Genomic DNA, 14733 nt, shown 5'->3' on the forward strand with positions numbered 1-14733 from the left:
GATTGTTTCCTTAGAATTTTTCAAATAAACATTCGCCTCTTTGTGGAAACTTTTTTCGTCTGGTTTTTTCCATGCTCGATCCAAAATTCGTCCGGCGCGGGCTGTCGCTCGTCTTCGTCATCCTGTTTCTCGACATTATCGGCATCGCTATCATCATGCCGGTGCTGCCGGCTTATCTGGAAGAACTGACCGGCGCGGACATCAGCCGGGCGGCGATCGATGGCGGGTGGCTGCTGCTCGTCTATGCGGCGATGCAGTTCCTCTTCGCGCCCGTCATCGGCAATTTGAGCGACCGGTTCGGACGGCGGCCGGTCCTGCTTGCCTCGGTGCTAACCTTCGCCATCGACAATCTTATCTGCGCGCTGGCGACGAGCTATTGGATGCTGTTCGTCGGACGGGTGTTCGCCGGCATCAGCGGCGCGAGCTTTGCTACCGCTTCGGCCTATATCGCCGATGTCAGCAATGACGAGAACCGGGCGCGCAATTTCGGGCTCATCGGCATCGCCTTCGGCGTCGGCTTCGTCATCGGGCCGGTGCTTGGCGGCGTTCTGGGCGAATTCGGCCCGCGAGTGCCGTTCTATGGCGCGGCGGCGCTTTCCTTCGCCAATTTCGTCGTCGCCTACTTCTTCCTGCCCGAGACGCTGGGCCGTGAGCATCGCCGCCGCTTCGAATGGATGCGGGCGAACCCGCTGGGGGCGCTCAAGCAGATGCGCAACTATCCCGGCATCGGTTGGATCGGCCTTGTCTTCTTCCTCTATTGGCTGGCCCATGCGGTCTATCCATCCGTATGGTCCTTCGTCGGCTCCTACCGCTATGGCTGGAGCGAGGGGCAGATCGGCCTGTCGCTCGGCCTCTTCGGTATCGGCAGCGCCATCGTCATGGGGCTGGTCCTGCCGCGCGTCGTGCCCCGGTTCGGCGAGTGGAAGACGGCGGCGATCGGCCTTGTCTTCTGCGTGCTCGGGCTTTCGGGCTATGCGGCGGCATGGCAGGGCTGGATGGTCTATGCGGTGATCCTGCTGACGGCGATGGAAGGGCTTGCCGACCCGCCGCTGCGCAGCCTTGCAGCCGCCAAGGTGCCGCCTTCGGCGCAGGGCGAATTGCAGGGGGCGCTCACCAGCCTTTCCAGCATCACGACCATCATCGGGCCGCTGATCTTCACGCAACTCTTCGGCATCTTCACCGGCCCTCGCGCGCCCGTCGACTTCGCCGGCGCGCCATTTGCGGCGGCGGCGTTTTTTGTGCTGGTGGCGGTTGGGGTGTTCGTGTGGCGGGTGCGAGCGCCCGAAACGGAAAAAGCCGGCGCGTGACGCCGGCTTTCTGAGCTTCTAGTCAGGCGACGTTAGGCCGCCTTGGGGCGCTCCTCCACCGTGGGCTCGCCCTTGCGCTCGCGGATCATGTTGAAAAAGCGGGTGAAGAGGTAGTGCGAATCCTGCGGGCCGGGAGAGGCTTCGGGGTGGTGCTGAACGGAGAAGACCGGCTTGCCGGCAAGGCGCAGGCCGCAATTGGAGCCGTCGAAGAGCGAGACATGGGTTTCCTCGACGCCTGCGGGCAGCGAGGCGGAATCGACGGCGAAGCCATGATTCATGGAGACGATCTCCACCTTGCCGGTGGTGTGGTCCTTGACCGGGTGGTTGGCCCCGTGGTGGCCCTGATGCATCTTCTGCGTCCGGGCGCCAAGCGCCAGCGCCAGCATCTGGTGGCCGAGGCAGATGCCGAATAGGGGAATGCCCGTTTCGATCAGCTTCTGAATGGTGGGAACGGCATATGTCCCCGTCGCCGCCGGGTCCCCCGGGCCGTTGGAGAGGAAAATGCCGTCGGGATCATGCGCCAGCACGTCCTCTGCGGTCGCGGTGGCGGGCAGTACCGTCACTTTCGCGCCGAGCCCGGCCATCAGGCGCAGGATATTGCGCTTCACGCCATAGTCGATGGCGACGATATGGTAGCGCGGCGCTTCGCCTGTCGCGTAGCCCTTGTTCCACACCCACGGCTCCTCGTTCCAGACGGAGGTTTGGCCGGAGGTTACTTCCTTGGCGAGGTCCAGATTTTCCAGCCCATGCCAGGCGGCGGCGCGCTTTTTCAGTTCGGCAAGATCGAACACGCCCGAAGGCTCATGGGCGATGACGGCGTTCTGTGCGCCTTTTTCGCGGATGAGGGCTGTCAGCGCGCGCGTGTCGATGCCGCTGAGCGCGATGATGCCGCGGGCTTTCAGCCATGCGTCGAGATGGCTTGCCGCGCGATAATTGGAGGGCTCGGTGATATCGGCCTTGAACACCGCGCCGACTGCGCCGGCGCGATTGGCAGGCGTCAAGTCCTCGATATCCTCATTGTTGGTGCCGACATTGCCGATATGCGGGAAGGTGAAGGTGACGATCTGCCCGGCATAGGAGGGGTCGGTCAGGATTTCCTGATAGCCCGTCAGGGCGGTGTTGAAGCAGACTTCGGCCTCAACAGCGCCGGTCGCGCCAAGGCCCATGCCCTCAATGACCGTGCCGTCGGCAAGAACCAGCAGGGCGGTCGGTTTAGCCGTCGTCCACGGCGCTGTTTTATCGGTCATCGGGCACTCCGTCAGATTTAAGGCGCGGCAAAACGCGGCAGGCTATTCAGCCGCCGCCCCGTGCCAAAATGAAAATTGTCCAGCTAGACTTCGGTCAATAAAGAAACTACGGGCCGGGGTCAACGCTTCACGGAATCGATTTCACCTCTATTATAGGTCGCAAGTTTCAAATCAGGAGATAATACCATGCTGCGCGACGAGATTGCACAGGCCCTCACCACCGCACTCAAGGCGCGCGACCAGCGCCGCATTTCGACGCTGCGGCTCATCATGGCGGCGGTGAAGGACCGCGACATCGCCAATCGCGGCGCGGGCAAGGACGCCGTCGCCGATGAGGAGCTGCGCTCGATCCTCGCCAAGATGATCAAGCAGCGCGAGGAATCGGCCAAGCTCTATGAGGATGGCGGTCGTCCGGAACTGGCGGAGCAGGAGCGCGGCGAGATCGAGACCATCCGCGAATTCCTGCCACAGCAGCTGGGCGAGGCGGAAACGCGGCAAGCCATTGCCGAGGCGATTGCCGAGACCGGCGCCAGCGGCGTAAAGGATATGGGCAAGGTTATGGCCGTCCTGAAAGCGCGCTTTTCCGGCCAGATGGATTTCAGCAAGGCCAGCGGGATTGTGAAGGAACTGCTGGGGTGAGGCGGCAAGGGTGATCCGGAGAGCCGAGATAGGCGACGCTTCCAGCCTCGCCGCGGTCGGGCTGGAGGTATGGCTTCATACCTATATACGAGATGGAGTGAGTGCCTTCTTTGCCGATTATGCGTTGGGCCATTTCACAGCGACGCGCTTCGGGGAGCTTCTTTCCCGGGAGAACGAGCATATCTGGGTCGCGCAAGGTGCTGCCGGCATCGTCGGTTTTGTACATGTCTCGGAAGGAGCGGCGGCTCCAGTGGCGGGTTGCTCCGATCTTGAGATTTCGACCTTGTACGTCCAGCCGCGTCACCAGCGCAATGGCGGGGGGCGGCGATTGCTGGATGCTGCGCTGGAGCATTGCGCAGCGACCGGAAAGCCCAATGTCTGGCTGACTGTCAATGCCGAGAACCAGCGGGCAATCGATTTTTACTTCAAGAACGGTTTCAGGCAGGCCGGCGAGACCCTGTTTCGGATCGGCGATCAGGCTTATCCCAACCACGTCCTGCAATTTACATTTAAGTGAACCTGCAGGCTCTCAACTCCGCGCCACCCTTAACCTCGACCCCCGCAGCAGCCCTTGCTCCTCCAGCACCGGATAGGCGATGGCGGCCAGCAGGGAGTTGATCTGCTTCAAGTCGCGGATGGTGTCGAGATGGATGGTGCTCGTCTCGATGCTGCGCTCCGAGCCCTGGCGCAGGCGCGAGAAATGGCGCTGGCTGGTTTCCTTCTCGATGTCGCGCAGGCGGTCCTTTTCCTGCACGAGCTGGCGCGCGGTGTGTTCGTCGCGCGAGACGAGGACGTTGAAGGCGAGGCGGGCGTTGGCGAGCACGAAGGCGTGGAATTGCGACAGCTCGCGCCAGCCTTCCTCGGTGAATTCCAGCTTGCGGTGCATCTTCTTCTTCACCTGGGCGAGCATGTTGCGCACGATGATGTCGCCCACCTGTTCGAGCTTGACGCAGGCGCCAAGCAGTTCCTGCGTGCGCAGGGCCTCGTAATCGCTGAGATTGCCGGTGGCGAGGCGGGCGAGGTAGAGCTTTATCGCCGCATGGCGCCGGTCCACCTTGTCGTCGAGAGCGGCCAGTTCATCGATGCTCGCCTGGTCTGCGTTCTCATAGAGATCCATGATGCGCTGAAGCATCAGTTCCACGGTTTCGCAAACACGCACCACCTCGCGGGTGGCGTTGGCGAGCGCGAGCGACGGGGTGTCGAGAACGCTCGGGTCGAGCGCGCTCACCTCTTCCGCCGCCAGCTTCGGCTTGACGGGCGTGTTGAGGCTGACCAACGCCTCGGTCACGCGAAGCACTAGTCTTGAAAGCGGGATGCCGGCGATCAGGATAAGGACGTTGAACAGGATGTGTGCGTTCACGATCTGCTCTGCCGGGGCGCTTCCCAGGAGGTTCAGCGGCGGACGGAAAATTAGAAACAGCACGAGGGCTATGAGGGAACCGGCGCCGCGCATCAGAAGATTGCCGAGCGGCACGACGCGCGTCTTGGGCGGCGCGTTGCGGGTGAGGATCGGCGCAATGATCGAGGAGCCGAGATTGACGCCCAGCACCATGATCAGGCCCAGCTCGGGATGGATCAGACCGCGCGAGGCGAAGCTGGTGAGCAGGATCACGCCCGCGATGCTCGAATGGAACAGCCAGGTGATGAGCGCGGCCAGCAGATAGGCGGTAATGGGATCGCTCGAGAGGTAGCTGACGATAACAGGTAGAAGCTCGCTGTGGCGAAGGGGCTCCGTGGCCTGCCCGGTCATCTCCAGCGAGAGGATGAGAAGGCCGATCCCCACGAGGATGCGGCCGTTCTGCCGCCAGTCACGCCGCTCCGTCGTCATGAAGATGATGGTGCCGGCGAGGAGGCAGATGGGCACGAGCAGCGTCAGGTCGTAATTGAGGATCTTGACGACCAGCGCAGAGCCCACTTCCGCGCCGCGCACCGCCATCAGCCCGGCAACGCCGCTGACGAAATTGGACCCCACGAAGGAGCCGATCAGCAGCGTGACGGCGGTCGAGCTCTGCAGCGCGACAGCGAGTGCAGCACCGAAGCCGACGGCGAGGACGGGGCGCTTCACCACCTTGCGCAGTCGCTGACGCAGGGCGGTGCCATAGGTGCGCTCCACTCCCGTGCGAACCATGCGGGTCGCCCATAGGAGCAGGGCCACCGCCCCGGCCAGATGCAGCAAGACTACCGAGCCATTCAAGATATTACTTCCTTACAGGCATGAATTGAGGATTATGATAGCCGGATAAATTCAGATTGAATGGATAATATACTCCATCCGAACAGTTTTTTGTATATATGGGTATGAAATTGGAAACTGCGAAGCATGTCCGTCATTCGGCATGGCTTTGCCTTTCCGCGGGGGATAAGCCGCACTCGCCGTTTGGCTGATACCGCCGATCCGGCTATGATAAGCGGCTTTAAGCCCCAAGGTTCCCAGAGTAGCATTCAGATGCGTTTCCCGCCTTCCTTTCTCGATGAGATACGAGACCGTGTGCCGATCTCGACGCTGATCGGGACGCGCGTGTCGTTCGACCGCAAGAAGACGAACGCCTCGAAAGGCGATTTCTGGGCGTGCTGCCCGTTCCATGGCGAGAAGACGCCGAGCTTCCATTGCGAGGACCGCAAGGGCCGCTATCATTGTTTCGGCTGCGGGGTGACGGGCGATCATTTCAAGTTCCTGACCGATCTGGAGGGCCTGAGTTTCCCTGAAGCCGTCGAGCGTGTGGCCGATATGGCCGGCGTGCCGACGCCTGCGCGCGACCCGGAAGCCGAAAAGCGCGAGGCGCAGCGCGCCACGCTGCACGACGTCATGGACATGGCGGCGCGCTTCTTCGAGCAGCAATTGCAGTCGGCATCGGGCGCCAAGGCCCGCGCCTATCTGCGCGAGCGCGGCCTGTCGGTCGCCACCCAGCAGGCGTTCCGCCTCGGCTACGCGCCGGAAAGCCGCAATTCGCTGAAGGAGCATCTGGCGCTCAAGGGCGTGACGCGCGAGCAGATGGAGGCGTGCGGCCTTGTCGTGCATGGCGAGGGCATCGCCGTTTCCTACGACCGTTTCCGCGACCGCGTCATGTTTCCCATCGAGGACATGCGCGGACGCGTCATCGCCTTCGGGGGCAGGGCGCTTTCGCCCGATGTGCCCGCCAAATATCTGAACTCGCCGGAAACGGAGCTCTTCCACAAGGGGCAGATCCTCTATAACGCCCTGCGCGCCCGCAAGGCCTGTCAGCCGCAAGGCGGCGAGGCGGCCAAGGCGATCATCGCGGTCGAAGGCTATATGGATGTCATCGCACTGGCTCAGGCGGGGTTCCACCAGGTCGTCGCGCCGCTCGGCACGGCCTTGACCGAGGAACAGCTCGAACTCCTGTGGCGCATAAGCCCCGAGCCGGTGCTCTGCTTCGACGGCGACCAGGCGGGCATTCGCGCCGCGCACCGCGCGGTCGATCTGGGCCTGCCGGGGCTGAAGCCGGGCCGCTCGCTGCGCTTCGCACTGCTGCCCGAAGGCAAGGACCCGGACGATCTCGTCAAGGCCGATGGGCCGCAGGCGTTTCAATCGGTGCTATCGGATGCAAGGCCGCTCGCCGACATGCTCTGGGCGCGGGAGACATCAGGCGGTGTGTTTGACACGCCGGAACGGCGCGCGGAGCTGGAAGCACGCTTGCGTGAAATCGCGTCGCGCATCGGTGACGAGAATGTGCGGCGGCATTATGCGCAGGATATGCGCGAGCGCGCGCAGCAGTTCTTCGGCCAGTCGCGGCAGGGAAACAATCGCGGCGGCAACGGTTACGGCCAGGGCCAGGGCGGATATGGACAGCGGGGGAGGGGCGCGGCATCCGGACGGCTCGCCGTTTCGGAAAGCCTTGCCCGTTCGTCACTGGTCAAGAGCGCCTCGAGCGCTGCCACGCCACCCTTGCGCGAGACGGCGATCCTGTTGATTCTCCTCAACCATCCGCGATTGATCGACGAGGATTTCGAGACCATCGCCGCGCTCGATCTCGACCATCCGCAATTGCGCCGCCTGCATCTGGCGATGCTCGACGCCATGGCCGAGACGCATATCGCCGAGGGCGCGCAGATGCATGAGGCGCTGCGCGCCGCCGGCCATGGCGAGGCGATCGAAGCGCTCGATGCGCTGGTGCGCCGCGCCCGCATCTGGACCGCGACGGAGCGCGCGGCGGAAGAAGATGCACGCGAAGCGCTTAAACAGGCGGTTCACTTGCATCAGCGGGCGAGAGTTCTACATAAGGAGCTAAGAGCGGTGGAAGCCGCGCTGATGGACGATGAAACGGGCGAAGTTTTCGGGCGCCTTCTCGATATCCAGAACGAAATCCGCAGGGCGGAAGCAACCGAAGCGTTGATCGAGGGTTTCGGAATTCCGTCCGGTCGTCCAGCCGGCGGCTTCTGATTCGTTTCTATCGGCAAACGCATAAAATGATTCGCTTTTTTGACGCGAATCAGATGATTCGCTCTTGACGAGCGATGGAAACGACGGAATCAGGACGTTTTAATCATTGGGTAAAACTGGCAAGCCTGCAAGGCCCATCCGGGGTTTTTCGCGAAATTGCCCGAAAACGGGCAGCTCGCCACCCTGAGACGTAAAAATCCTGCGAGGCCGGAAACAGGGTTAATCGGCTATTAACAGGAAGCAGCTACTCGCTGATCATCATGAGCTTAAGCGCAAGCCGTCCGCACGCTCTACTTTGACAAGACAAAGCGATCCAAGGTCGCCTGGAGACAAGCATATGGCAACGAAGGTGAAGGAAAACGAAGAGGCTGAAGTCGAGCGCGAAGGCGCAACCGATGGACCGCTTCTCGACCTTTCTGACGACGCTGTCAAGAAGATGATCAAGCTCGCCAAGAAGCGCGGCTATGTGACCATGGACGAGCTCAACGCCGTCCTGCCTTCCGAGGAAGTGACGTCCGAGCAGATCGAGGACACGATGGCGATGCTCTCCGACATGGGCATTAACGTCGTTGAAGATGACGAGCAGGACGCCGACGCGGAAGAGGGCGACGGTGACGAGGAGTCCGAGGGCGGCGAACTCGTGGAGGCGACCGGCACCGCCGTTGCCACCACCACGACCAAGCGCGAGCCGACGGACCGCACCGACGATCCCGTGCGCATGTACTTGCGCGAGATGGGCTCGGTGGAGCTTCTCTCCCGCGAGGGCGAAATCGCCATCGCCAAGCGCATCGAGGCCGGGCGCGAGACGATGATCGCGGGCCTGTGCGAGAGCCCGCTGACCTTCCAGGCGATCATCATCTGGCGCGACGAGCTCAACGAATCCAAGATCCTGCTGCGCGAGATCATCGATCTTGAAACCACCTATGCCGGGCCGGAAGCCAAGCAGGCGCCGGTGGTGGAGCGCGTCGAGGAAGAGAAGCCGCGGGTCGAGGAGCGTCCGCGCCGGCGCGATGATGACGATATCACCAATGTCGGCGGCGAATCCCCCATCGAGGAGGATGACGAGGACGATGACGAGGCCAATCTGTCGCTGGCGGCGATGGAAGCCGAGCTGCGCCCGCAGGTGATGGAGACGCTCGACCTCATCGCCGACACCTACAAGAAGCTGCGCAAGCTGCAGGATCAGCAGGTGGAGGGCCGTCTGGCCGCCACCGGCGAGCTCTCCTCCAGCCAGGAGCGCCGCTACAAGGAGCTGAAGGACCAGCTCATCACGGCTGTGAAGTCGCTGTCGCTCAACCAGAACCGCATCGAGGCGCTGGTCGAGCAGCTCTATGACATCAACAAGCGGCTGGTGCAGAACGAGGGCAGGCTGCTGCGTCTTGCCGAATCCTACGGCGTGCGCCGCGAGGAGTTTCTGAGGGAGTATCAGGGCAGCGAGCTTGACCCGAACTGGGTGGAGCGCATCGGCGTGCTTCCGTCGCGCGGCTGGAAGGAGTTCGCGAAGAACGAGACGAGAGCGATCCAGAATCTGCGCACCGAGATCCAGAATCTGGCGCAGGAGACGGCGATTTCCATCGGCGAGTTCCGCCGCATCGTCAATCAGGTGCAGAAGGGCGAGCGTGAGGCGGCTATCGCCAAGAAGGAGATGGTGGAGGCAAACTTACGCCTCGTTATCTCCATCGCCAAGAAATACACCAATCGCGGTTTGCAGTTCCTCGATCTCATCCAGGAAGGCAATATCGGCCTGATGAAGGCGGTGGACAAGTTCGAATACCGCCGCGGCTACAAGTTCTCGACCTATGCGACCTGGTGGATTCGGCAGGCGATCACCCGCTCGATTGCTGACCAAGCAAGAACGATCCGCATTCCCGTGCATATGATCGAGACCATTAACAAGATCGTGCGCACCTCGCGCCAGATGCTGCATGAAATCGGCCGCGAGCCGACGCCGGAGGAACTGGCGGAGAAGCTGGCCATGCCGCTGGAAAAGGTGCGCAAGGTGCTGAAGATCGCCAAGGAGCCGATCTCGCTCGAAACGCCCGTCGGCGACGAGGAAGATTCGCACCTCGGCGATTTCATCGAGGACAAGAACGCCCTACTGCCGATCGACGCGGCCATCCAGGCGAATTTGCGCGATACGACGACGCGGGTTCTCGCCTCGCTGACGCCGCGCGAGGAGCGCGTGCTGCGCATGCGCTTCGGCATCGGCATGAACACCGATCACACGCTGGAAGAAGTCGGCCAGCAGTTCTCGGTGACGCGCGAGCGTATCCGCCAGATCGAGGCGAAGGCGCTGCGCAAGCTCAAGCACCCGAGCCGCTCGCGCAAGCTGCGCTCGTTCCTGGATAGCTGATCATGTCGTTTCTGAAGCGTCTTTTCGGTGGCGGCGAGAGCGCCGCCAAGCCCGCTCCAGCCAAAGAGGCCGGACGGGCCGAGCACGAAGGCTTCCTGATCGTTGCCACGCCCTATAATGAGGGCGGGCAGTATCAGGTCTGTGGCGTCATCTCCAAGGAAGTGGACGGCGTGGCGAAGGAGCACAAGTTCATCCGCGCCGACAAGTTCGCGAGCCTCGACGATGCTGTCAACATCACGCTCGCCAAGGGACGCCAGATTGTCAACGAGCAGGGCGAGAAGCTTTTCGGGTGAATGACAAACCGTTCTGGCTCACGAAATCGCTTGAGCAGCTGACAAAGGCCGAATGGGAAAGCCTTTGCGACGGCTGCGGCCAATGCTGCCTGCATAAATTGCAGGACGAGGACACGGACGAGATCTACTGGACCAGCGTCGCCTGCACGCTGCTCGACGCTGAAACCTGCCAATGCTCCGATTATCCTGGTCGCAAGAAAAAGGTGCCGGATTGCGTCTTCCTGACGCCTGAAATCATCCGTGAAGCCGACTGGCTCCCGAAGACCTGCGCCTACCGGCTGGTGGCGGAGGGGAGCGGGCTTTATTGGTGGCATCCGCTCGTTTCGGGCAGCCCGGAAACGGTGCACGAGGCTGGCATCTCCGTGCGCGGCAGGATCACGGCCTTCGACCATGACATGGAAAGCGATGACGATTATCTGGAGCATATGACAGGAGTGGACGATAGGCGGGGGTAGGGGCTCCATGAACCGAAAATGAATGACCGGTTCGCTGTTCGTTCAGTTTTGGCGCGCTAGTTTACGCTCAGGGCCGAGCAGAAAAGCAGCCGGCCAGATTGAGAATGGAAAGGAGCCTCCATGTCCCGTATTTCCTTCAAGAGCCTTATTGTGCCTGCCGTCATCGGAGCGGCAATCATGTTCTCGGGAACTGCCGCCAATGCCGCGCCTGTCACGCCGGCTGTGTCGGCCATGCCCGCCGCCGGCGTGCATATCGTGCAGGTCGACCATCATTGGGGCTATCGCCCGCATTACCGCCCGGCCCGCAATGCCTGCTCGGCCGTCCATGCCGCCCGCAAGGCCGAGCGCATGGGCTTCCGCCGGACCCGCGTCGATGTGCGCCGCGATACGGTGCGTGTCTATGGCGTGCGCAAGGGCTTCCGTTCGAGCGTAACCTTCGCCCGTGCGCCGGGATGCCCGGTTATCCGCTAAAGGATGACCCCCAAAAAGTGCAAACTTTTCGGTTATAATGCGGCGAAAACAGGACAACAGAACATCCGGTCAAAGAAAAGGGCGCCTCGCGGCGCCCTTTTCGATTCGTCGGATGGAAGCTTACTGCTTCAGTTCGAAGGTGACATTCACCTGAACATTATAGCTGTTCTCGCCTGCCGCGACCGGCACGGAGTCGGCTGCCGGGGCGGCCATCTTCATCTCGGCGCGGGCGAAAGGCACGGGCTGCGGACGCCAGGGCTGCTCGCTGATTTCAAGCACACGGCCAAGCCCGACGCCGGCGGCATCGGCGAGGGTGCGCGCCTTGGTGAGCGCATCGGCGACGGCGCGCTTGCGCGCCTCGTTGATGGTGGCGGCGGGGTTGTCGTTGGTGAAGGCCAGATTTCCGCCCTGGTTGACGCCGAGCGAGACGGACTTGTCCAGCACCTCGCCGACCTTGGTCAGGTCGCGCACGCGCACGGTCAGCGAATTGGTGACGGTGTAGCCGGTGATCTTCGGCTCCTTCAGGCCGTTCTTGTCGTCGGGATATTGATAGCGCGGCTGGATGTTGATGCCCGCGGTCTGGAGGTCGCGATCCTCGATCCCGGCTTCCTTCATGGCGGCGAGCACCTTGCCCATCGCCTCGTTATTGGCGGTCATGGCGTCGCGGGCGGTGTCGGCCTCGCGCAGCACGTTGAGCGTGAGGATGGCCATGTCAGGCGCAGCCTGCGCCTCGCCTTCGCCTGTCACGGTGATCTTCGGGGTCGGCTTTGCCATATCGGCCTCCTGAGCCATGGCGGGCAGGGACACGGCGCAAGCCAGCGCCGCCGCGAAAAAACTCACCCCCAGATAACGCGATGTTGCCTTGCTGATCATCAAAAGCTCTCCGAATCGAAAAATTGTCCCTACAATGTAGCTGTCACAAGTGAATATGTGCGTAATAGGGCAGGACGCTTGTTGGCGCTTGTTTAAGCCGGCAGTTTACGCTAGAGCATGTCGAAGCCGAATGGTTGCATTGATGCTTTGCGGGACGGGACGAAACGCAAGGCGCTTTTTCAAACGCAACCCATATATCGGCGATGAAGGTGGGGCCTGTAGCTCAATTGGTTAGAGCCGGCGGCTCATAACCGCTTGGTTGGGGGTTCGAGTCCCTCCGGGCCCACCAATGTTGCGGTAGTGCTTGGCCGATTTTGTGAATAATTTCCGCAAAATGAGTTGAATTTGTCGTCCCCGGTTGGGTACAGATGGCCAAAACCAACTGTGGGGGTGAAATATGTTTCAAGAATTCGCATACCAAAGCGTTCCTTTGTCCGCAATTTCGCTTGATCCCAAAAATCCGAGAATCGTCACCACCAAAAAACTGAAAACTGAAGATGCGATAATTGAATATTTTTTTGAACATGAAAATCTGCTTGATTTCATAAAGAAAATTGCCGCTGAAGGTAGGAACCCCGGAGCTGAGCGCCCATATCTCATCAAAGAGGGGAAGGGTTATACCGTTATCGAGGGAAACACTCGCATCGCAAGCTATAAGATTCTCACAGGCCTATTGAAGCCCCCAGCTCAATATACTGCACAAATACCTCAGGCGTCTGAAGAGTTGATCGCGAGCCTGAAAGAAATAGAATGCAGCATTGCGCCGTCACGTGATGCAATGTTGGCTATAATGGCGAGTGCTCATTTTGGGAATGGGGACAAATCGAAATGGAGTTATCTGGGTAGTCGCAAAATTGTATATGAAGAATACACCTCCGGGAGAACCATAAAGCAACTATCAATCGCGTTCAATGAGAGTGTGGCTTTTATAAAGGACTTAATTCTTGAGTATAAACTTTATATAGAGGCAACAAAACTTGATTGGACGTCTTCAGAAAGGCAAGAATTGTTGAACCCAGCTGTAGCGTTTAACCCCCCGGTTCGCTTTCTTCAGGGCTCCGGCCATAAAACGCAGATGGGTATTAAATATGATCGGGCCAATTTGGAAATCGTTTTCACTGGAGCCGATTCCAAGCAGAAATTTAAACACCTTATAAAGAAGCTTGTCATAAATCCGGAGAGGGGATTGGGCGCGACGGCTTCATATGCTGACGTCTTCTCGGATTATCAGCCTGCGCCAAAGGCTATCACAGCGAAATTATCTTCAAGCAAGGATGGCAGCGCGGATGGTCGTGGTCCAGTGCGACCGGCAAATCTCGGAAGCGGTCAGAATGCGCTGTCTAGCCATATCCCTAACGATACAAACCATGATGCTGGCTCATCGTCATCGGGTAATTTATCCAATACGGATAAGGAATCGTCGAAGCAGCCTAAAAAGGGCGCTTTATTCATGTATCCTGCAACTACTGGTAATGCACTCCAGATTCAGCTGATGAAGGAGGCGAGTGAAATTAATTCTTCTAAGTTTCCTGCCGCTGCCACAGCATTGCTTCGATGCATAATTGAATCCATCCTAAAGGGAATCGTTGATAAAAATGAGGCGAATCCCTCGAATAATCTTCTTAGTTTAGAAAAGGCTCTAGATATTTGTTTGTCCAATTCAGTGGCTCTTAGCCAAGACGATAAGAGGATACTGAAGGAATTCAGAAAAAGTCATATGGATTATATAAACCTTGGCGCTCATGCTACAGTGATACCCAATTCAACACGCCTTTTTGCTGCAAGAGATTGCATTGATCAGTTTGTAATGAGGAATATATAATGTTGTCCTCGCCCTTGCGTTACCCCGGTGGAAAAGCAAAGCTCTATGATTTTTTTGCAGAGCTAATTAAAGAGAACGATCTATACAATTCCACATATTGCGAGCCATTTGCCGGGGGGGCAGGTCTGGCCCTAAAACTATTGGCGACGGGGTTCGTGTCTCGGATCGCCCTTAATGATATCGATCCCGCAGTCTACGCGTTTTGGCGAGCGGTGTTGGATTATACAGATGAATTCTGTGATCTCATTGAAAATGCAAAAGTCACTATTGAGGAATGGCATATTCACAAACGGAGTTGGCTGGACCAGACCAATACCGATATTTTGAAATTGGGTTTTTCAACCTTCTTTTTGAACCGCACGAATAGATCAGGGATCATTGAGGGCGCAGGGCCAATTGGAGGCTATCGCCAAGAAGGGGCTTGGAAAATCGATGTTCGATTTAATAAGGCGCAGCAAATTAAGAATATTCAGGCCATCAAAACCTTTCGCGACCGGATTGACGTTTATAATGAGGATGCATTGAAATTTTTACGGAAAATTTTCGACGTAGCGGAAAATTTCGTCTATCTCGACCCACCATACTATGTGAAGGGGAGTAAGTTGTATAGAAATTTTTATAATCACAACGATCATTGTGATATATTGTATTTGTTGGAGAAAAATAGGGGGGCGAGATGGGTTGTGTCCTATGACGATGTCCAGCAAATACGGGATATATATAGAAATTTCGACCCTATAATGTATGAGCTAAATTACAGTGCTGGTAGAGCCGCTACTGGCAAGGAAGTTATATATCTGAGTGATAGTTTAACTATGCCTTCCTGCGAGAAGTTTGTCAAACTATCTGCTGCCTAATGACCTCTGGCAGAGCG

General features: G+C 59.1%; 13 protein-coding genes and 1 tRNA gene. 11 read left to right on the forward strand and 3 right to left on the reverse strand.

The window, feature by feature from the left end; translation table 11 throughout:
- The first annotated feature begins 71 nt into the window (after positions 1-71).
- Complete coding sequence (locus ACOWVG_RS13030; protein ID WP_420962654.1) at positions 72-1307, forward strand: TCR/Tet family MFS transporter; 1236 nt, start codon at positions 72-74, stop codon at positions 1305-1307.
- Positions 1308-1339: 32 nt separating this feature from the next.
- Here the strand turns inward: ACOWVG_RS13030 and carA are convergent, their stop codons facing one another.
- Positions 1340-2569: a glutamine-hydrolyzing carbamoyl-phosphate synthase small subunit gene (gene carA, locus ACOWVG_RS13035; RefSeq protein WP_420962902.1), complete on the reverse strand. Its 1230-nt coding sequence runs from the start codon at positions 2567-2569 to the stop codon at positions 1340-1342.
- Positions 2570-2740: 171 nt separating this feature from the next.
- Here carA and ACOWVG_RS13040 point away from each other — a divergent pair, with 171 nt between their 5' ends.
- Together ACOWVG_RS13040 and ACOWVG_RS13045 are read left to right on the forward strand one after the other, a co-directional pair.
- Positions 2741-3193, forward strand: a complete 453-nt coding sequence (locus ACOWVG_RS13040) for a GatB/YqeY domain-containing protein (RefSeq protein WP_420962655.1) — start codon at positions 2741-2743, stop codon at positions 3191-3193.
- Between the two features lie 10 nt (positions 3194-3203).
- On the forward strand, positions 3204-3710 hold the full coding sequence (locus ACOWVG_RS13045; RefSeq protein WP_420962656.1) for a GNAT family N-acetyltransferase: 507 nt from the start codon (positions 3204-3206) through the stop codon (positions 3708-3710).
- Between the two features lie 12 nt (positions 3711-3722).
- Here ACOWVG_RS13045 and ACOWVG_RS13050 read toward each other — a convergent pair whose 3' ends face one another.
- Complete coding sequence (locus ACOWVG_RS13050; protein WP_420962657.1) at positions 3723-5387, reverse strand: Na/Pi cotransporter family protein; 1665 nt, start codon at positions 5385-5387, stop codon at positions 3723-3725.
- Between the two features lie 252 nt (positions 5388-5639).
- Between ACOWVG_RS13050 and dnaG the strand changes: the two genes are divergently transcribed.
- From dnaG to ACOWVG_RS13075, 5 genes are all read left to right on the forward strand, one after another.
- Positions 5640-7592, forward strand: a complete 1953-nt coding sequence (gene dnaG / locus ACOWVG_RS13055) for a DNA primase (RefSeq protein ID WP_420962658.1) — start codon at positions 5640-5642, stop codon at positions 7590-7592.
- A 337-nt stretch (positions 7593-7929) separates the two neighbouring features.
- On the forward strand, positions 7930-9945 hold the full coding sequence (gene rpoD, locus ACOWVG_RS13060; protein WP_420962659.1) for an RNA polymerase sigma factor RpoD: 2016 nt from the start codon (positions 7930-7932) through the stop codon (positions 9943-9945).
- Positions 9946-9947: 2 nt separating this feature from the next.
- Positions 9948-10238 carry an HlyU family transcriptional regulator gene (locus ACOWVG_RS13065; protein WP_420962660.1) on the forward strand — a complete coding sequence of 97 codons (291 nt, stop codon included), beginning with the start codon at positions 9948-9950 and terminating at the stop codon, positions 10236-10238.
- Complete coding sequence (locus ACOWVG_RS13070) at positions 10235-10693, forward strand: YcgN family cysteine cluster protein (RefSeq protein ID WP_420962661.1); 459 nt, start codon at positions 10235-10237, stop codon at positions 10691-10693. Before ACOWVG_RS13065 ends, ACOWVG_RS13070 begins: the two co-directional genes overlap by 4 nt.
- Positions 10694-10813: 120 nt before the next feature.
- Positions 10814-11164 carry an antifreeze protein gene (locus ACOWVG_RS13075; RefSeq protein ID WP_420962662.1) on the forward strand — a complete coding sequence of 117 codons (351 nt, stop codon included), beginning with the start codon at positions 10814-10816 and terminating at the stop codon, positions 11162-11164.
- A 120-nt stretch (positions 11165-11284) separates the two neighbouring features.
- Here ACOWVG_RS13075 and ACOWVG_RS13080 read toward each other — a convergent pair whose 3' ends face one another.
- On the reverse strand, positions 11285-12034 hold the full coding sequence (locus ACOWVG_RS13080; protein WP_420962903.1) for an SIMPL domain-containing protein: 750 nt from the start codon (positions 12032-12034) through the stop codon (positions 11285-11287).
- A gap of 215 nt (positions 12035-12249) precedes the next feature.
- On the opposite strand from ACOWVG_RS13080, the gene ACOWVG_RS13085 reads away from it, so the two are divergent.
- The 3 genes from ACOWVG_RS13085 to ACOWVG_RS13095 all read left to right on the forward strand — a co-directional run bounded on the left by ACOWVG_RS13085 (position 12250) and on the right by ACOWVG_RS13095 (position 14716).
- Positions 12250-12326 (forward strand) — tRNA-Ile (locus tag ACOWVG_RS13085).
- A 108-nt stretch (positions 12327-12434) separates the two neighbouring features.
- Entirely contained in the window at positions 12435-13859 is a 1425-nt protein-coding gene (locus ACOWVG_RS13090; RefSeq protein WP_420962663.1) for a hypothetical protein, read from the forward strand.
- Positions 13859-14716: a DNA adenine methylase gene (locus tag ACOWVG_RS13095; RefSeq protein ID WP_420962664.1), complete on the forward strand. Its 858-nt coding sequence runs from the start codon at positions 13859-13861 to the stop codon at positions 14714-14716. The genes ACOWVG_RS13090 and ACOWVG_RS13095 overlap by 1 nt, the downstream gene beginning before the upstream one ends.
- The last annotated feature ends 17 nt before the right edge of the window (positions 14717-14733 follow it).

Origin of the sequence: Brucella sp. IR073 (genome assembly GCF_049065735.1) — a bacterium.
GTDB lineage: Bacteria > Pseudomonadota > Alphaproteobacteria > Rhizobiales > Rhizobiaceae > Paramesorhizobium.